The following is a 17,891-nucleotide window of genomic DNA, read 5'->3' as shown; positions in this document are numbered from 1 at the left end:
CCCCGGAGATTTAGATGAGTCCGCGCCAACGTTTCTTCGATTGTCTGCACCGTTCACCGCCCGCGCTGTTCGAGGCCGCGTTGTGGATGGCCGCCGAACACGACAAACAAGCCGATCCCGAAGCGCTGTTGCAGGAATTCAAGGAACTGCAGCAGCGGGTCAGCTATGGCTTGCCGTTGCTGCCGGTCAGCGAGCTGGCGCAACCGTTGCTGCGGCGCATGACCGATCTGGGGTTTGCCCAGGATGATTTCGTACCGCTGCGCCCGCAGGCGGCGATGGTGCACAAGGTCATGCAGACCAAACGCGGCCAGCCGCTGGCGCTGGCACTGATCGCTCTGGAACTGGCCCGTGGCCTGGAGATTCCGCTGGTGGGCGTGAACTTCCCCGGGCATTTCCTGCTTAAGGTTCCCGGGGCCGATCACCTGCTCGATCCATGCGGCGGGCGGCGTCTGTATCCGAACGATTGCCGCGAACTGCTGCATCGCCAGTACGGCCACCAGATGAAACTCAACGCCGACCACCTGCTGACTGCCGAACCGGTGCAGATGCTTCAGCGCCTGTCACGCAACCTGCGCCAGCTGCACCTGACCCACGACGACTTCATCGCGGCGCTGATCGATGCCGAGCGCGTGCTTGAACTGGGCAATGCCAGCGCCGCCGACTATCTGGCCCGGGCCAGTCTGTACCAGCGCCTCGATTGCCCGAACGCCGAGCGTTTCGATCTTGAGCACGCGCTATTGCTCAGTGACGACCCGATTCAGCGACTTCGCCTGACGGAACGGCTGGGGCATCTGCCGCCGAACGCGGTTGTCCACTGAACAGCGCAGCGGCTGGCGAACGCACCTGAATAATCAGCAACGCCGCAATCACCGCCGGAATCGCGCAGAAGAAGAAAATCTGCTCCACCGGAATGTGCATCGCCAGCAACAGGCTGCCGAACAGCGGCCCGAGAATCGAGCCGAACCGCCCTACTCCCAATGCCCAGCCGGTGCCGGTGGCACGCACATGCGCCGGATAGAAATTGCTGGCGAACGCATTGAGCGTCAGTTGCCCGCCAATGATGCAGAAGCCCGCCGCAAACACACAGGCCACCAGATAGCGCGGGTTGTCGTGATTCAGGCCCAGCAGGATCGTGCACACCGCCGCGCCAGCCAGCACGCCGGACAGCAGCCGCACCTTGCTTTTCAACCGGTCGGCGAACCACGCCATGCAGATTGCGCCGAGCGTGCCGGCGAACAGGAACATCGACGTCACCAGGTTCGCTTCGTTGAGTTTCAGGCCACTTTCCAGCAGCAGCGACGGCAGCCAGCTGATCATGAAATACAGCAGGATCAGGCTGACGAAAAACGTCGCCCAGATCAGCAAGGTCGGGCGTGCGTAACCGTTGCGGAACAACTCCACCACGGTCAGTTTGCTGCCCTGCTCGCGTTCGTTCTGTTCGACCGAGGCGGCCGGCGGTTGCCAGTCCGGCAGCATCCGCGCGGTGACTTTGCGCAGGCGTGCATAGGGCGGCGCGTCACGCAGCAGTCGTGGCAAGGATTCCGGCAGCATCCACCAGAGAAACGGGAACAGCAGCAACGGCGTGACACCGCCCGCGAGGAACACCGCTTGCCAACCGAAACGGTCGATGAAACCCGCCGCGACAAAACCACCCGCCGCACCGCCGAACGAGAAGCCGCAGGCCGCCAGCGTCACCATCAACGTGCGCAGGCGCGGTGGTGAATATTCCGACATCAACGCCATGGCGCTGGGCATCGCGCCGCCCATGCCGATGCCGCAGATGAAGCGCGCGATCATCAGGGTATTCAGGGAATCGGCGAACACCATCAGCACGGTGAGGCTGGCGTAGATCAGCACGCAGGCGAGCAGAATCCGTCGAACGCCGAAGCGGTCGGCCAGCGGGGTGACAGCGAGCGAGCCAAGCGTCAGACCCAACAGGTTGGCGCTGAACACCGGGCCGAACGCGGATTTCTCCAGGCCCCAGTCCTGCGCCAGCGCCGGCACCACGTAACCGAGCACCTGGGCGTCATAGCCGTCGGTGACCAGCAGCAAGGCGAGAAGAATCAGGAGCAACCACTGAAAGCGGGACACAGGACGGGCGTCGAGTGCCGCCCGAAAGCTGGCAATCTGGTTGTGCATCGCAAGGTACCTGTTTTGTTTTTATGATTTTTTGCGGGTAACCGGAATGGCTCCCGTGCGCTGCACGGGAGCCATCAAATGCTACTTCGGGGTATCCGGCTGATTCGCCGGATGCGCCGCAATGAACGCCGGATGTTCAGCAGCCAACGCGGCCACCCGACGAATCCGTGGAAACGCCTCCAGCGAAACGTTGAACCGCTCGGCCGCGTACAACTGCGGAATCAGGTACACGTCCGCCACGCACGGCCACTCGCCGAAACAGAAGCCGCTGTCGCCGATCAACTGCTCCACCGTCGTCAGCCCCTGACTGATCCAGTGACCGATCCACTCGTTGACTTGCGGCTCGTCATGCCCCAACCCGCGCAAGCGGTTGAGCACACTGACGTTATGCAGCGGGTGCACATCGCAGCCGATCACCGCCGCCACGCCGCGCACCTGTGCACGGGCAACGAGGTCTTCGGGCAGCAGCGGCACCTGTGGATAACGTTCCTCCAGGTACTCGATGATCGCCGGCGACTGAATCAGCAACTTGTCGTCATCAGTGCGCAAGGCCGGCACCCGGCCCTGAGGATTGATCGCCAGATACGCCGGTTGCCGATGCTCGCCGCCCGGCGGTGCGATCAAATTGACCGGCAACGCCTGGTAGTCGAGGCCCTTGAGGGCCAGCGCGATCCGCACCCGGTACGACGAGGTGGAGCGGTAATAGGTATAGAGATCCATGAGCCGCTCCTGTCAGCGCGCCGCCAGCACGGTGCCACGGCATTCGCCGAAGCCGATCGAGGCAAAACCTTCGCGGGCGCAGCGGGCGCGCAGGATGATTTCGTCGCCGTCTTCAAGGAATTTGCGCACTTCACCGGACGCCAGTTCGATCGGCTTTTTACCGCCCTCGGTGATTTCCAGCAGGCTGCCGAACTGACCGTTTTCAGGGCCGGACAAAGTGCCCGAACCGAACAGGTCACCAGCCTGCAACTGGCAGCCGTTGACGCTGTGGTGCGCGACCATTTGCGCAACGGTCCAGTACATGTAGCGGGTGTTGCTCAGGGTCAGGCGATGGGCCGGCAGATTCTGTTCGCGCATTTTCTCGGTGAGCAGCAGCACTTCCAGCTCGATGTCGAAACCACCGCCATCCTGATCGCGCTTGTCGAGCAGGTACGGCAATGGCTGCGGATCACCTTCCGGGCGCGCTGGTTGCGCAGTGCGGAATGGCGCCAGCGCTTCGGCAGTCACCACCCATGGCGAAACACTGGTGATGAAGCTCTTGGACAGGAACGGGCCGAGCGGCTGGTATTCCCAGGCCTGGATATCACGGGCCGACCAGTCGTTGAGCAGGCAGAAACCGGCGATGTGTTCAGCGGCGTCACCAATGGCGATCGACTCGCCCATCTCGTTGCCCTGACCGATCCAGATCCCCAGTTCCAGCTCATAGTCCAAGCGCGCGCACGGGCCGAAGGTCGGCTCGGTCGCGCCGGCTGGCAAGGTCTGACCTTTCGGACGGCGCACGTCGGCACCGGAGGCGCGCACGGTAGACGCACGACCGTGGTAGCCGATCGGTACGTGTTTGTAGTTCGGCAGCAGCGGGTTGTCCGGACGGAACAGTTTGCCAACGTTCTGCGCGTGCTCGATGCCGACGTAGAAGTCGGTGTAATCGCTGATGCGCGCCGGCAGGTGCAGCTGGCAATCGGCGGCCAGTGGCAGCAGTTTCGCGCCTTGGGCTTCGATGTTGCCGCGGTGAGTGCTGCCTTCGCTGAACAGTTCCAGCAGACGCTCGCGCAGGGCAACGCGGGCGTCGCGACCGAGCTCGAAGAAGGCGTTCAACTGACCGCCGCGCATGGCCTCGACAGCACCGCGCGCAACGCCGTCGAACAGACCAGCCTCCAGCGCCACTTGCAGATCGAAGATGTGCTCGCCAATCGCCACGCCCGCGCGCGGTGCCGAGCCGTCGATGCTGAACACACCCAGCGGCAGGTTCTGCAGCGGGAATTCGGTGTGGCCGTTGGCCGAAGCGACCCAACTGCGGGTGATGGAATTCTGAGTCATGGGTTATCTCCGGGTCGGGTCGAACGTGGCGGGCAGCGTGGCCCAGCAGGCGTCATAAGTGGATTGCAGTTGCGGGCAGTCGAGGGCAAAGCGGCTTGGGCGCAGCACCTGGCTGGTCTCGAACATGAAGGCCATGGTGTTGTCGATCTTCGCCGGTTTCAGGTCCGCATTGATGGCTTTGGTGCAGGTCTCGCCGTCCGGGCCGTGGGCGCTCATGCAGCTGTGCAGGGATGCACCGCCGGGCACGAAACCTTCAGCCTTGGCGTCGTATTCGCCCTGGATCAGGCCCATGAATTCGTTCATCAGGTTGCGGTGGAACCACGGCGGACGGAAGGTGTTCTCCGCCACCATCCAGCGCGGCGGGAAGATCACGAAGTCGAGGTTGGCCAGACCGTGGACGCTGGTCGGCGAGGTCAGCACGGTGAAGATCGACGGATCCGGGTGATCGAAACTGACGGTGCCGATGGTGTTGAAGCGGCGCAGGTCATATTTGTACGGCACGTTGTTGCCATGCCAGGCGACCACGTTCAGCGGCGAGTGATTGAGCTCGGTACCCCACAACTGGCCGAGGAATTTCTGCACCAGGGTGGTCGGTTGTTGCAGGTTTTCGTACGCGGCGACCGGGGTCAGGAAATCCCGTGGATTGGCCAGACCGTTGCTGCCGATCGGCCCCAGATCCGGCAGGCGCAGCGGCGCGCCATGGTTCTCGGCGACATAGCCGCGAGCCTGCGGATCGAGCAATTCGACGCGGAATTTCAAACCCCGTGGCAGCACGGCGATTTCCAGCGGCGCCACTTCCAGCACACCCAGTTCGGTGGCGATGCGCAGGCGCCCGAGTTGCGGCACCAGCAGCAGCTCGCCGTCGGCGTTGAAGAACACGCGCTCCATCGAACGGTTGGCGCCATAGTGATAGATGCTGATGCCGGCCGGTTTTTCGGCAGCGGAATTGGCCGCCATGCTCACCAGACCGTCGATGAAATCGGTCGGTTCGGCCGGGATCTCCAGCGGGTTCCAGCGCAGGCGATTGGGGGTGACTTCACCCAACGGGCCGCCCGCCAGTTGCCGCTCGAGTTTGACGAATGCCGGGTGATTGGCCGACGGCTGGATCCGGTACATCCACGTACGCCGCGCTTCACTGCGGGTCATGGTGAACGCGGTGCCGGAGAACAGTTCGGTGTACAGACCGTAAGGGGCTTTCTGCGGGGAGTTCTGGCCGACGGGCAGTGCGCCGAGCAACGCTTCGGAGCTGAATTCGTTGCCGAAACCGGACTGGTAAGCCAGGGCTGAATCGAGGTTCATGGAGCCTCCTGAACAGGGAGTCGGCATGGCCGGACGCTCTGGGTCGGAGGTCTTGGCACGCCGGGGTTATTTTTATCGTAATTCAATTACGCATAACGTAATTTGCTCGCTATCCAGCGTCAAGCTATAAAGACGCCCATTCGTTCCGGGACACGGCAGCACCATGGAAAAAACCAGCGACAGCAACGGCAAACAGAAAGTCCGCTCCGCCGAAGTCGGCACCGACATCCTCAAGGCCCTGGCCGAGTTGTCGCCGTCCACTTCGCTGTCGCGTCTGGCCGAACATGTGCAGATGCCGGCGAGCAAGGTTCACCGTTATCTGCAGGCCTTGATCGCCAGCGGTTTTGCCGAACAGAACACCGCCACCAATCACTACGGTCTCGGCCGTGAAGCGCTGCGCGTGGGCCTGGCTGCACTCAACAGTATGGACGTGCTGAAAGTCGCCGCCCTGCCGCTGGCCGAGTTGCGCGACGAACTCAACGAAACCTGTTTCCTCGCGGTATGGGGCAATCAGGGCGCGACCGTGGTGCACATCGAACCGGCGGTGCGCGCGGTGACGGTAGTGACGCAACTGGGCTCGGTATTACCGTTGCTCAGTTCCTCCACCGGCCTGGTCTTCGGCGCGTTCCTGCCGCATCGGGAAACCGATGAATTGCGCGAGCAGGAAATCGCCAGCGGCGGCCATCCGCTGGCAGACGAAAAAGCTTATGCGGCGTTGTGCGAACAGATCCGCGAACGCGGTCTGCATCATGTTCACGGCTTGCTGATGCCCGGCGTCGATGCCTTGTCGGCACCGGTGTTCAACGCTCTCGGGCAGGTCGCTGCGGTATTGACCATCGTCGGCCCGACCTCGCTGTTTCATGCCGACGAAAACGGCCCGGCGGCGCAGCGGTTGCTGGCGGCGACGCGGGCCGTGAGCTGGCGGATGGGGTTTGACGCCCGCTAGTCAGATGACTTCAGCCGGTTACAGCAACAACGTCTGGCTATCGCTGGCCGACTCTTCTTTCAGGATCTCCTCGAGCAGTTCCTGAAAACGCTCGTAGCCGAGACTCTGGCCAGTGGCCGAAGCCACCAGACCGACGACGGTGTTGGCGTCACCCAGAAGCTGGATCAGGGTCTTCTGAGCCTTGGTCGCTTCTTTCCCTCCGGGAACCAGAGAGGCCAGGTCCAGCAACGCATCCTTGAAATGGTTGAACGCTGTTTCCCGATCTCCGTACTTGTAAGCCTGGGCACCCTCGAGAACATTCCTGGTGATCTGCACCGCCGAAAGCGCCAGCCCCACCGGTGGAATAACCATGCTGACCACCGTTGCAGCCAGAACTGACGTGTCATAAACCAATTTCCCGATGATTTCACCAAGGCTGGTCGTTTGTGCGTCCACATCGGAAATAATCCGTTCTATGCGGGCGTTGTAACTCGCCCGCAACGACTGCACACGGCTGTTCATCTCAAGCACGGGCGGGCTTTCGGAGATGTTCTTGAACTCGATGTTATTGACGAAAGTCCCGATGATCGGCTGCTCGATGTATTTGACCCGTTCATAGAAATACTGGCCGAGAGCGTTTTCCCTGATCGACGCAAAGAGCTGATTCATCGGGCGGTAATGGATACCATCGGGTGCGTTGGGCGTGTAGAGAATCTCGGTGATTTTTCCGCCCTCTACCAATCTGAAAACGTAGACGCCTTCAATCAGGCAACGCTTCAAATGCAGTTTGAACACCGCACTGTATTGCACGTTGGTGACGGTTTCTCCATAAGGAGGAAACGATGGATCCGAGGCCTTGTCCAGCCCTGCGATCAAACGATTCAACTGTTCAGCCAACCCTGGGGACATCTCGCCGGAAAACTGGCTGGACAATACCGCCCGGTACATCTCGGCTTGCTGCGCTCTAAAATGTATTTCCCGCTTAAGCTCATAGTCTGGATGTTTATTGTTCAGATAAACCGAACGCAACATGGCAATGTACTTTTCTCCCGGGCGCAATGTTCGGGACCAGCTTGCCAATTGACGAATATCAAGATTGTGCAGCGTTGGATGACCTGCACTCACGCGAAAGCGCGGATAAATACCTGGCAGCTTGCCCTCCACTTCACGCACAGTGAACGGCGTCTCTTTGATAATGATCCGCGACAACGAAATTTCTTCACCCTGCTCCAGCTCGACAATAATCTCATCAGGATTGACTACGACGATTTCCCCGGATGCTTTCAGCAGGTCTTCTATTTTATTTTTTATGAGATCACGGCAAAAAGTCTCATAGGGAACGATGCCGGCTTCGCGAGCGTTGACGGTATAGAGGGCCTTCAACTCAGTGTTCAATCGAGCGTAACGCTGACGAAGATCGGCAGACGAGTTTCGATAGCCAACCGGCTGGACAAGACTCTCCTGGGCCAGGTCCCAGGACACTTGATAGAAAACCGCCTCTGCAAGAATCCCTTCGGGTGCCTCGGGCCATTCGTAGAAGTTTGCGCCTTTCCAGGCACTCGGAAGTTGCTGAAGCTGTTTCGCATACTTCGTCAATGCGCCCCTCTCCTGAGGATGCGCCTGGGACGTCAGATAGCTCACGCCCTCGTCAGTCCTGACCCAGCCGGCCACCTGAAACTCGAGCTCGCGAATATTGGGGAACGCGTACCAGTCCCGCCCGCCAGGCGAGCCTGGAGCGTACAAGGCGCAGGCGCCATAGGGATTGCTCTTTTGCTGGAAAGCCGTCAGGTCCCTGAAACCATATCGGTATCCCTTCAACACGAACGCCGATGCCGAAATGCTGCGGTCCCCCTGCAGGAAGCGCTCGACCATCTGCATGCTCGACTGATTGAGGTGTCCCTGCAAAGTCGCCGAGAACGCGCTGAAAGCAATGCGAGTTCCCAAGGCTCCCAACAATGCGATTTGCACGCCGTAATCATCAAAGGACTTTCGAAGCGCTTCGAAGTAATCCGATCGGATATCGACCCCGGACAACCAGTTTTCCACGCGTGCTTGAGTCAAGCCTGAAGGAATCTGACCTTCGAACTTCATTTCAGACCGGTGGTTCTGATCATGCAGACCGAACAATGCCAGCTCCAGTAACGAACGCTTATCCTCTTGAACCAGCGTGCGACCAGCCATTTGAATGCTGAAGCGGGAAACGACACTGACACTTTCCGGATCAATTCGAGCACCCAATGCGCTGTTCGTCCATTCCTGAACACGTGCGGATGCATAGGTCTTCAAGGATGCCGATTTGCCCAGCATTTGCCTGAGCTCCGCTTCCTGGCCAGCCATTTGCTGCATCAGGTATTCATACTTCTGTTGATTGTACGAGCTGGTGCCAGCGAGCCATTGCGGACGAACGCCGAGGGTATCTTTTAAATCGTTCATTGCGAGTTCCTTGCAGCATCAAAAACTAAATGACACAACGCCATTTATTCAATGCAACAAAACTAACGCTCAACAACCCCGACTAAAACAAGCGACCCGTTACTTCACATTTTGAATATTTAATAATTATCTCCGAGAAGAAACCGAACAAATAAATCATTCTCCCGCTGTAACGCCGCTATACATCCAGACCCAGTATCTTTGCACTGGCCACTGCTTGCGTTCTGCGCTCGACACCCAACTTTCCATGTATACGCCTGGCATGAGTCTTTACCGTATGTAAGGAAATAAACAGCTGATCTGCAATCTGTTGATTGGAATACCCTTTGGCAATCAGTCTCAAAACTTCCAGTTCTCGCTGACTGAGCAATGCGCCACCGCTCGAACTGACTGCACAAGGTGTCTCGGCAACCCCGTCAATCAGTTCGGGACGGCGCATTTTCAGTTCATGCAGCGCCTGATGCAGTCCATGCAGGCTGGCCATTTCACAACCCGCCTGCAAATGAGATCTGGCCAACAATTCGTCACCCAGCGCGAACGCGACCTCGGCCAATGCCAGGTGGAGGTCGGTTTCCAGAGAAAGCATTCTGCAATGCCGGGCGGTTTCCAGAAGCTGCTGGAGGCGCGCGATCGGGCAGTGAGCCTTGTGTAATTCAACCTCGGCCAGGATCAGCAAATACTCGATACGTGGAATCAGCTCCAGCGTCGCAGGTGGAGCCTGCAATGCACCGGTTCCCTGATAGTGTCGCAGCAGGCGGGTCATCGCCTCGCAAACCAGTTCGTTACGTCCTTGCTGCAGCCAGAAAAGGCTGCTGGCGTGCAACAAGGCACCGCGATAGACCGTGTCCGGAATCTGCCGCAGTTGCATCAGCCGCTCGGCATCGCGCAGGCACACGAAAGCCTGTTCGTAATCCGCCTGGTTGGCGGCCAATTGCGCCAGTCCGATGAAGCCATACAGCACGCGCTTGTCATGATTGCGTTTGCAGTCCTCCAGGCCGGCCTGGAAAAACCCTGCGGCGCGGGCGTCCAACCCCTGACTCAAAGCCAGCCGCCCTCGGCGTAACGCGATTCTTCCCATCAACGGTGTCGGCCGATTCGATTGCTTGCCAAGCAAATCGTGGACATTGGCCAGAAGGCTTTCAGCCCGGGACGCTGTGCCGCGCTGCTCCAGCAATTGCGCATGATCGAGCTCAAGCAGTGCCTCGAACACCAGCGAACCTTGCGCGCGTGCCAGACACAGCGCCTGGCGGTTACAGGCATGCGCAACGTCGAGTTCGCCTCTTAAAAGTGCTTGCTGGGTCAATCCGGACAAACACATTGCCCGAGCGATCCAGCTGTCCGCATCCAGTACTTCCAATGCTTGAGAGAAGTGCTCTTGGGCAGCCCCCATCCGCCCCTCGAGATGCGCGAGCCAACCGCTCAACGCCTGCCAGCGTGCAATCAGCTGACACTCACCCTGTGCAGAGGATTGCGGCAGGAAACACGAAAGACGCGCAATGCATTGCCCCGCCTGTTCAAAGCGACCGGCAAACAGCAACGCCGCCGTCATCAGTCCGACCAGCTGTGGCGAACTCATTGTCAGCTCACCGCCGCGGATTTCATGCAGCCGTAACAACAGCACCACCGTTTGCTCTTCGAACAGATGCTCGAAGCTGAAGTGCTGCAACAGACTGATGGCCGCCTCATGTTCTTCGGCCAGGAGAGCCTGTTCAAAAGCCGAGCGCCAGTCATTCGCGGCAGCGAACCACTGGCATGCCCGACGATGCCAGGAACGCCCCGATGGCCACTGCTCTTCGCGAATGACGTGCGACAGTGACGGGCAAACCTGCAGCCAGTCGGCCGAATCGTTCCAGGGCTCGATAAAGCAGCCGAGCACTTGCAGCGTGCGCAAGTACTGGGCGCCCTCTCCGGCACCAAACAGGTGTTCACAGAGCTCGGCATTGAACCGCGGCAAATGCGCCAGCACACGCCAGGCCTCGGCCAACTCCGGGCTCAGACCACTGAACAGTTCGTGTTGCAGGTAGTCCAGCAAGGTGTCCATGCGTTGCTGCGGCAAGGTCTTTTGCGACCAGTCGCATTTTTGCATCAACAGCATCCGCACCCCGGCGCACCAGCCGCCGCTGCGCTGGAAGATGCGCCCCGCCACGCTGTCGGCCTGGGCGGGAGGCAAGTGTCGCAACGCTTGTGCGATTTCGTCCCGGGTCAGCGCCAACGCCGCGCCTTCACATTCGTACAAAGCATCATCGAGCAGCAAGCGGGGCCAGTTGCAGGACGGACGGCGCCGCGTGCCGATCCACCACGTCAGGGCCGGACTGCTGACCGCCAGCATCCGGTCGAGAAAGGCATCCAGCGCAGGCTCCGGATATCGGCAGTAGTCATCGATCAGCACCCACGTTGTCGAAGTACGCCGCGCCAGTTCATACAGCAGTGATGTCTCGTCTGCGCCTGTCAGTCCCATAGTGCGCGCCAGCCGTTCGCAAAATTCGCCAACGCTCAAGGACGAGCCCGCCAGCGGCAACCAATACAGCGTGCAATTGACGGGCGCCTGAAGCAGGCATTCGGTGAGCAGCGCGGTCTTGCCGCTGCCGGCCGGTGCGCAGACCAGTTTGACCCGCGCCGCTGACTCCAGCAGAGCCCCGCAAAGACGCGGACGCGCAAGGTGATGGGAAGACAGTCTCGGGAGAAAACCCGCTCGATCCGGAGCGTGGGTCATGGCGGTCATCGGGTACGCCTTTTTATCGTTGTACGCTCACCCTAGCCCTCTCCCCGGCGCTTGTTGACGAGTATTCAGTACGCTGATTGGCGCCCATAAAAAAGGCGACCGTACGGTCGCCTTTTGCCTTGCCCATGTATCGAAACCCTTACCGTACGCCCTCGGCGCGCAGAGCCGACGGGGTGTAGTCGGCGGCCTTGGCTTCGAAGCCGAATTCGAAGCTGTGCTTCTCTTCGTTCTTCATCCCCAGGGCAATGTAGCGGCCGGCGATGATGTCGTAGAGCGCTTCGAGGGTGTAGGCCTGGGCCTGGTGATCGTAGTAGTACTGAGCGTGTCCTTCGGCCACTCGCCACAGTTGCCCGCGACCGTCGTAGTGATCGGCCAGCGCCACTTGCCAGCTGTCCTCGTCGATGTACATGTGGCGCTTGGCGTAGATGTGCCGCTCGTTCGGTTTCACCGTGCCGACCACTTCCCAGACCCGGTGCAGTTCATAGCGAGTCAGGTCCTGGTTAATGTGTCCGGCCTTGACGATGTCGTCGTACTTGAGGCTCGGCGAATCGAGTTTGTAGCTGTTGTACGGAATGTACATTTCCTTCTTGCCGATCAGTTTCCAGTCGTAGCGGTCCGGCGCGCCGGAGAACATGTCGAAGTTGTCCGAGGTGCGCAGGCCGTCGGCAGCGGTGCCCGGCCCGTCATAGGCGACTTGCGGTGCACGACGGACCCGGCGCTGGCCGGCGTTGTAGATCCACGCCAGACGCGGCTCCTTCACCTGATCAAGGGTCTCGTGCACCAGCAGCACGTTACCGGCCAGTCGCGCCGGGGCGGTCACCGACTGTTTGAAGAAGGTCAGGACGTTGGCGGCTTTGTCCGCGTCCAGATCCTTCATCAGTTGCGGCACGGCGATCTCTTCTTCGAAGCGGATCGGCGTGTAACTGCCGTTGGTCTGCGGGGTCACCTGAGTGATGATGCGTTTGACGTTGCCGCCGTGATAGCGAGTGATGTGGTTCCACAACACCTCTACCCCGTTCTTGGGAATCGGGAAGGCGTAGTAGCGATTGCCGGTGAAATTGGCCAGACCGTTACCGTCGTTGATCGTGGTGACGTTGAGCGCGCTGCGCTTGGCCGACTCGTAGATTTCCGGCGGCACGGCCACGGTGCGGTGGGTCGGGTAGACCGGAATCTTGTAGGTCTCGGGGTAGCGCTTGAACATCGCCACCTGGCCGTCGGACAGCTTGTCCTTGTACTTGTCGACGTTGGCGGCGGTGATGGTGAACAGCGGTTTTTCGCTGGCGAACGGGTCAGCCAGGAAACCCTTGCTGTCGACCGCACCGGCGTTTTTCGGGATACCGCCGGTCCAGGCCGGAATCGAGCCGTCGGCGTTGCCGGCCTTCTCGGCGCCCAGCGGCGTCAGGCTGGTGCCGAGCTTGTTGGCTTCGTCCGGCGACACCGCCGCGATCACGTTGGCGGCCAGCAGGCTCAGGGCCAGGACACCGCATTGCAGAATCATCTTGCGCATTGCATTCATCCTTCTCGGGCAGATCAGAAGTTCACACCGAAGCTCAGGGCCACGAAGTCACGGTCTTCGAGGGTGTTGTAGTCACCACCGAAAAAATCGGTGTAACTCAGGCTCGCGGTATAGGTGTTGCGGTAGTCGGCATCGACCCCGACGCTGACGGCCTTGGCGCCTTCGTTGAACAGGCCGTTGGGGCCATAACCGGCGACGTCGTGGGACCAGGACAGGTTGGGCTTGAGGTTGATCCCGCCGATCACGTTGGCGTAATCGAGGATCGCCCGGGCGCGATAGCCCCAGGAGGTGGAGGTGACGAAACCGTCGGTGTCGCCGCCGAAACCGTACTGGCCGTAGACCGAGTCACGGCCATAACGCAGTTTGCTGCGCGATTCCAGTCCACCGACCCGAACCACCGCTGCTTCACCCACCAGAGTCAGACGCTGAGCGCCCCAGACCTGATCGAAAAAGTGCGTCAGCGTGCTCTGGATCTGCGTCACTTCCTTGCGCCGGTAGCCCTTGTTGTCAGCACCCGGCGAGGTGACCAGCGGCGACGCGGCACCGCCGGCAATCGGATTGAGCAGGGCCAGGGTCAAGTCGTTGGTGTTGACCTGCACCGGCGCGTTGGGCCGGTAGCTGATCTCGCCGGTCCAGGCGGTGCCGGTCGGCAGCGTGGTGGAGAAACTCGCGCCGTACAGGCGGATGTCTTCCGGGTATTCGAGGTAATACTGGCCGCGCCCGAGCATCACGCTTTGCGCCAGCCCCGAACCGCTGCCGGGCGCCAGCCGGTTGGCGATCCCGACCATGCCCGGCAGCGCCGCGAGGGTCGACAGTCCGGCGGTGCTGGTGCCAACCGTCGGCGTGCGGCTGTGGTAATTCATGAAGTAGAGGCCGTACTCGGTGTCATCGCCGAGCCAGCGCAACGCCGTGCCCCATTGCCCGGAATCCCGCGCATCGCGGTCGCCGCCACGGGGCACGATCACGCCTTCGCGGGTGACCTGGATCGGCTGACCAAAGGCTGCCGTCAGCGGCGCCAACGGAGCGATCGCCGGGCTGCCGACGGTGTAGCCGTTGTTGCAACCATCCGCCGCCACGTCGACACCGAAGAAGGTGCCGCAGTTGTCGAGGACGGTCTGATCCCATTCCAGTTGGTAGAAGCCCTCGACCGTCAGTTGGTCGGTGAGCCCCTGAGAGGCGAACAGCATGTTCACCGGAATCAGCCCTTCCTTGATCTCCGCACCTGGCCGGCGAAACGCCGAGACGTCGATCGGGTTGATGCTGTTGATCGAGTTACCGATGAAGGTACTTTCGCCCCAGCTCACTACTTGCTTACCGGCACGCACGGTGCCCGGCAAATCGGCGATGGAGTAGTTGTGATAGACGAACGCATCGAGAATCTGCGCGCCGGAAGACTTCGCGCCTTCCTTGCGACCCTTGTCACTGATCTGTTTGAACTCGCGGTCTTCGTCCTTGAGTTCGAAGTCGTACCAGTACTTGCCGCGCACGAACACACCGGTGTCGCCGTACTTCAGTTCGAGGTCGTGGATGCCCTTGAAGATCTTGGAAAAGGTCTCGCCCTTCTTGAAGTTCAAACGCCCGTCATCACCGGTGGAAGACTGGCCCGTCCCGCCGTTGACCGTACCCACCAGCGACTTGTCGGCATCGCGCATGCCCCAGCTCGCACCGACCGACAGCGACGAATCGAAGGTGCCTTCGATTTCCCCGATATTGAAAGCGACCGCGTGCGCCTGGGCACAGCAACCCAAGGCCACCGCAGCGGCGAGCGCGTGCGGTGTGAAGATGGCGCGCATTGTTGTTTTTGTCATGCGTCTTCCCCGGTGAGTGACAGAAGGCCTCACCCTACTGCCGCCACACGGGGACGATAAGCGCACCAAGGAGGTATTCACGCTGTCGCTCGAAAGGATGAATCCCCGCCTGCGACAAGGCTTTGCGCCCGCCATGAACAGGCTGGATGCACCACTATCAACGCAACGGATAATGACGACCGCGGTGCGCGCCACTGTTACATGCCCCGTAACAGTGCATGTCCGGAATCGCTATTTTTCCCTGAGGCGCCAGCCCTTATTCTGAGCGGGCTTTCACGGCAGACCGCCAGCAAGCACGAAGTCCGCGACCGAGTCGTCGGCAATGATTTCTGATGGACCGAAGCGTTTTTCGATCCCTCGCCCCGGTGTTCACTGACGTTGATTTGTAGCTCCTTGATCCAACGTCTTACCTTGGCCGCTGCGTTTGCAGCGGCCTTTTTTATGCCTGCGAAAAAGATCACATCGTTCACTTATGGAAGATTCCGAATAGCTCGTCAGATATTTCCATTTTAAAACGGGAAATACCCACTCTTTTTAATACCCGCTCAAATTTCATACAGATTAATTCGCCATCAACTACAGCCTAATCAGAATCAGGCCAACACATCTTGCTGTAACTTGATTCCATGCAAACGCTTGTCGGCGCTACGACTTTTTGCCGGCTTATTACAAACCTGCTTATTCAAAAGGATATGGATATGGCAACCCCTCCATCAGGAAGATTGGAAATAGGCATTAACGACGCCGTCCATATACGAGGCATTGCACCACGCGACACATTCATTATGCCGCCATCCCATTCGCCCAGAATTCCTCACGGCAGCGGGATGTTTGGCCATGGGCATGGCATGCAAATGACCGCCCACTCCGCTCATATGATCGCACACGCCATGCAATCAAATATCAGTGTTCTGGAGAGTGAATATCAAACCCGTACGACTCAATTACCACAAACAATTGAACATGAATTAGCGACGATTCGGCAGGAGGGCTCCAATCATTATCTACCTCCCACGCAAGCGGTTATTCGCGAACTGGACATTCGCAACAGATTGATAGCGCGCAAGACGGTAGTACTTCAGCAACAAAGCGCCATCGCTAACCAGTTCTTCGGCAGTGACCCTGCCAATAAAACGCTGCCCGAATTTATCCAAAAGGCTTCGCAGATGGAGCCGCAGATCAAGCCCTATGGCATAGCCATACAAGCTTGGACCGTTTCGTACCGCGCGGCTCATGAAGTGAGGCTGCTGTCCCAGACCATCGACATTCTGAGTCGACAGAACACCAACTATTACACCTGGCTTGCCGCCTCCCAAGCCAACGACCGGGAGCTGGCCAGGCAAACAGCCGAACGAGCCCGAATCGCTGCTGAACAACACCGTCAGCGAGCACTCGCAGAGGCGGCACGGCAGCAAAAGGTGCAAAAGGAAATCCAGGCCCGTGAAGAGGCGCGCCTTGCAGCGCTGGCTGAGGTGCAACGGCTTGCCGCCGAGCAGGCGCGAATCGCCGCCGAAGCCATCGCACAGCAGATGGCTGCCGAGCAGGCACGTCTGCAAGCGAAAAACGCCCCGAACGGACAATCCCCCGTCGTTGCCAATGCCGGATCAATGGCCGCATTCGGCCCCACCTTCAGCGGGCCGCTTGGCGTCTTTGGCAACAACCCGGCAACTACGCTGGCACTCAGAACATCGCTGCGAACGGCGGTGTCCCTGGCGCTGACGGGTATATACACAGCGGCTGCGCCGGTAATTGTCGGGTTCGCCGCTTTGCTTGCACCCTCGAGACTGGGCAACGGCGATCTTTACTCTGCCAGCGTTCCACTGTCAGACCTGGCACCCGACTTGAGCAGCGATGAGCTGTATCAGTCAGCCGCCATTGGAGGAGATGTCGATCTGCCGGTCAGGCTCGGTTCATCGACGATGGGCGACAAAATCGAGTTCGTTGTAGTCACCACGGACGGTCTGACTGTCCCCGCCAATGTACCCGTCAGGGCCGCACACTTCGACGCTCGCACAAACACCTACGTTTCCACTGCCAGCGACACCAACGGCCCCACGCTGACCTGGACGCCATTGGTAGATCAGCTGAATCCCTCGACGGACTTGCCGCAGGCCGATTCGGAACTGCCGATTTACGACGGTGCTGAAGTAGTTCCTGGAGAGGGGCGGATCGACCCGTTTCCTGAACTGGATCGGTATGAGTTGGGTGGGTTTATCACGGTCTTTCCGATTGAGTCGGGGATACCGCCTCTGTATGTGGTTTTCAGCAGTCCTTATGACGGAGGCGTCGAAGATGGCGAGCACAGTGGCCGCGCATTCAACCCCAAAGAAATCGGCGGCTCAATTCTTGATTTGGCATGGACACCTGTAACTGCAACATCAGAAGGAGCAACTATCGTGAAACTGCACATATCCAGATTTCCTGAATCGGCCGCCAATAAGGTAATGCTTGACCGCCTGGAAAAAATCATCAGCGGAGAGCTTGAAATAACGGACACAGACAAGCGCTTCTATACTCACGAGTTAAGGGAGCTGGAAAGATTCAGGGCCTTGGGGTATGGCGATACCGAGCGGCCTGATCCAGATTCACCTGTTTGGAACAATGTGCACACAGCAACATTGGAAGACTTCAAATTGAAGGATGACGCTTCTCTGCTCTATACACCTGAAGCGCTGGCAGCAGACGCAGAACAAGCAGAACGCGCATACCAGCAGTTGTTGAAGGAGATGTGGAAATGAACACCGTCGAACAGATCGTAAAAAACGAGCCTCTGGATGACATCGTTGCGGTATTCGCGCTGATCAAAGCAAATCCACATCTGGACAGGATGATCAGACTCTACAACCGTGACATCCTCAAAGAGTATGGCGCACTCGAAAACGCCTACTCCCGCCTCTTCGCCGCCGGGGTACTTGCTCTCGGAGAGCACGGCCTGGCGATCAAAGGCCCGAACTGGTCCCCTCCAAAATTCATGATCGAAAACAGATACACCTGATCGGCAAATCGGCCACC

Annotated in this window: 12 protein-coding genes; 4 read left to right on the top strand and 8 right to left on the bottom strand. The window is 59.6% G+C overall.

From position 1 onward, the window contains the following. The first annotated feature begins 14 nt into the window (after positions 1-14). A complete protein-coding gene (locus K5E37_RS06650) occupies positions 15-818 on the top strand; it encodes a SirB1 family protein (RefSeq protein ID WP_085729665.1) in 804 nt (267 codons plus the stop codon). Here K5E37_RS06650 and K5E37_RS06645 read toward each other — a convergent pair. The 4 genes from K5E37_RS06645 to hmgA form a co-directional block, all read right to left on the bottom strand. After that, positions 742-2,139 carry an aromatic acid/H+ symport family MFS transporter gene (locus K5E37_RS06645; protein WP_221533419.1) on the bottom strand — a complete coding sequence of 466 codons (1,398 nt, stop codon included), beginning with the start codon at positions 2,137-2,139 and terminating at the stop codon, positions 742-744. The two genes, K5E37_RS06650 and K5E37_RS06645, sit on opposite strands and share 77 nt — an antisense overlap. Before the next feature lie 81 nt (positions 2,140-2,220). Further along, positions 2,221-2,859 (bottom strand): maleylacetoacetate isomerase, encoded by a 639-nt coding sequence (maiA, locus tag K5E37_RS06640; RefSeq protein ID WP_221533418.1) that lies wholly within the window; start codon positions 2,857-2,859, stop codon positions 2,221-2,223. A gap of 12 nt (positions 2,860-2,871) precedes the next feature. Next, positions 2,872-4,176: a fumarylacetoacetase gene (gene fahA, locus K5E37_RS06635; protein ID WP_221533417.1), complete on the bottom strand. Its 1,305-nt coding sequence runs from the start codon at positions 4,174-4,176 to the stop codon at positions 2,872-2,874. Between the two features lie 3 nt (positions 4,177-4,179). After that, the gene (gene hmgA, locus K5E37_RS06630; protein WP_221533416.1) at positions 4,180-5,475 is read right to left on the bottom strand and encodes a homogentisate 1,2-dioxygenase; all 1,296 of its coding nucleotides are present in this window, start codon (positions 5,473-5,475) and stop codon (positions 4,180-4,182) included. A gap of 163 nt (positions 5,476-5,638) precedes the next feature. On the opposite strand from hmgA, the gene K5E37_RS06625 reads away from it, so the two are divergent. Then, a complete protein-coding gene (locus tag K5E37_RS06625; protein ID WP_007957247.1) occupies positions 5,639-6,421 on the top strand; it encodes an IclR family transcriptional regulator in 783 nt (260 codons plus the stop codon). 18 nt (positions 6,422-6,439) lie between these two features. Here the strand turns inward: K5E37_RS06625 and K5E37_RS06620 are convergent, their stop codons facing one another. The 4 genes from K5E37_RS06620 to K5E37_RS06605 all read right to left on the bottom strand — a co-directional run bounded on the left by K5E37_RS06620 (position 6,440) and on the right by K5E37_RS06605 (position 14,879). After that, a complete protein-coding gene (locus K5E37_RS06620; protein WP_221533415.1) occupies positions 6,440-8,833 on the bottom strand; it encodes a dermonecrotic toxin domain-containing protein in 2,394 nt (797 codons plus the stop codon). A 178-nt stretch (positions 8,834-9,011) separates the two neighbouring features. Further along, positions 9,012-11,555: a LuxR C-terminal-related transcriptional regulator gene (locus K5E37_RS06615; protein ID WP_221533414.1), complete on the bottom strand. Its 2,544-nt coding sequence runs from the start codon at positions 11,553-11,555 to the stop codon at positions 9,012-9,014. A 139-nt stretch (positions 11,556-11,694) separates the two neighbouring features. Further along, positions 11,695-13,062 (bottom strand): DUF1329 domain-containing protein, encoded by a 1,368-nt coding sequence (locus K5E37_RS06610; RefSeq protein WP_007957243.1) that lies wholly within the window; start codon positions 13,060-13,062, stop codon positions 11,695-11,697. 23 nt (positions 13,063-13,085) lie between these two features. Beyond that, positions 13,086-14,879 (bottom strand): DUF1302 domain-containing protein, encoded by a 1,794-nt coding sequence (locus K5E37_RS06605; protein WP_085608105.1) that lies wholly within the window; start codon positions 14,877-14,879, stop codon positions 13,086-13,088. 626 nt (positions 14,880-15,505) lie between these two features. Between K5E37_RS06605 and K5E37_RS06600 the strand changes: the two genes are divergently transcribed. Both K5E37_RS06600 and K5E37_RS06595 read left to right on the top strand, forming a co-directional pair. Continuing rightward, positions 15,506-17,617 carry an S-type pyocin domain-containing protein gene (locus K5E37_RS06600; protein ID WP_258712916.1) on the top strand — a complete coding sequence of 704 codons (2,112 nt, stop codon included), beginning with the start codon at positions 15,506-15,508 and terminating at the stop codon, positions 17,615-17,617. After that, complete coding sequence (locus K5E37_RS06595) at positions 17,614-17,874, top strand: hypothetical protein (RefSeq protein WP_221533413.1); 261 nt, start codon at positions 17,614-17,616, stop codon at positions 17,872-17,874. The genes K5E37_RS06600 and K5E37_RS06595 overlap by 4 nt, the downstream gene beginning before the upstream one ends. The last annotated feature ends 17 nt before the right edge of the window (positions 17,875-17,891 follow it).

The sequence above is a fragment of the Pseudomonas sp. RIT778 genome (assembly GCF_019718735.1).
Lineage (GTDB): Bacteria > Pseudomonadota > Gammaproteobacteria > Pseudomonadales > Pseudomonadaceae > Aquipseudomonas > Aquipseudomonas aphyarum.
Note: the sequence above shows the minus strand (reverse complement) of the source record. Positions and strands in the feature narration are given on the sequence as shown.

What these genes read in the sequence shown, in the direction of transcription:
- K5E37_RS06650 (WP_085729665.1), top strand. Translation starts at nt 15, where the DNA reads ATGAGTCCGCGCCAACGTTTCTTCGATTGTCTGCACCGTTCACCGCCC.
- K5E37_RS06645 (WP_221533419.1), bottom strand. Translation starts at nt 2,139, where the DNA reads ATGCACAACCAGATTGCCAGCTTTCGGGCGGCACTCGACGCCCGTCCT.
- maiA (WP_221533418.1), bottom strand. Translation starts at nt 2,859, where the DNA reads ATGGATCTCTATACCTATTACCGCTCCACCTCGTCGTACCGGGTGCGG.
- fahA (WP_221533417.1), bottom strand. Translation starts at nt 4,176, where the DNA reads ATGACTCAGAATTCCATCACCCGCAGTTGGGTCGCTTCGGCCAACGGC.
- hmgA (WP_221533416.1), bottom strand. Translation starts at nt 5,475, where the DNA reads ATGAACCTCGATTCAGCCCTGGCTTACCAGTCCGGTTTCGGCAACGAA.
- K5E37_RS06625 (WP_007957247.1), top strand. Translation starts at nt 5,639, where the DNA reads ATGGAAAAAACCAGCGACAGCAACGGCAAACAGAAAGTCCGCTCCGCC.
- K5E37_RS06620 (WP_221533415.1), bottom strand. Translation starts at nt 8,833, where the DNA reads ATGAACGATTTAAAAGATACCCTCGGCGTTCGTCCGCAATGGCTCGCT.
- K5E37_RS06615 (WP_221533414.1), bottom strand. Translation starts at nt 11,555, where the DNA reads ATGACCGCCATGACCCACGCTCCGGATCGAGCGGGTTTTCTCCCGAGA.
- K5E37_RS06610 (WP_007957243.1), bottom strand. Translation starts at nt 13,062, where the DNA reads ATGCGCAAGATGATTCTGCAATGCGGTGTCCTGGCCCTGAGCCTGCTG.
- K5E37_RS06605 (WP_085608105.1), bottom strand. Translation starts at nt 14,879, where the DNA reads ATGACAAAAACAACAATGCGCGCCATCTTCACACCGCACGCGCTCGCC.
- K5E37_RS06600 (WP_258712916.1), top strand. Translation starts at nt 15,506, where the DNA reads ATGCAAACGCTTGTCGGCGCTACGACTTTTTGCCGGCTTATTACAAAC.
- K5E37_RS06595 (WP_221533413.1), top strand. Translation starts at nt 17,614, where the DNA reads ATGAACACCGTCGAACAGATCGTAAAAAACGAGCCTCTGGATGACATC.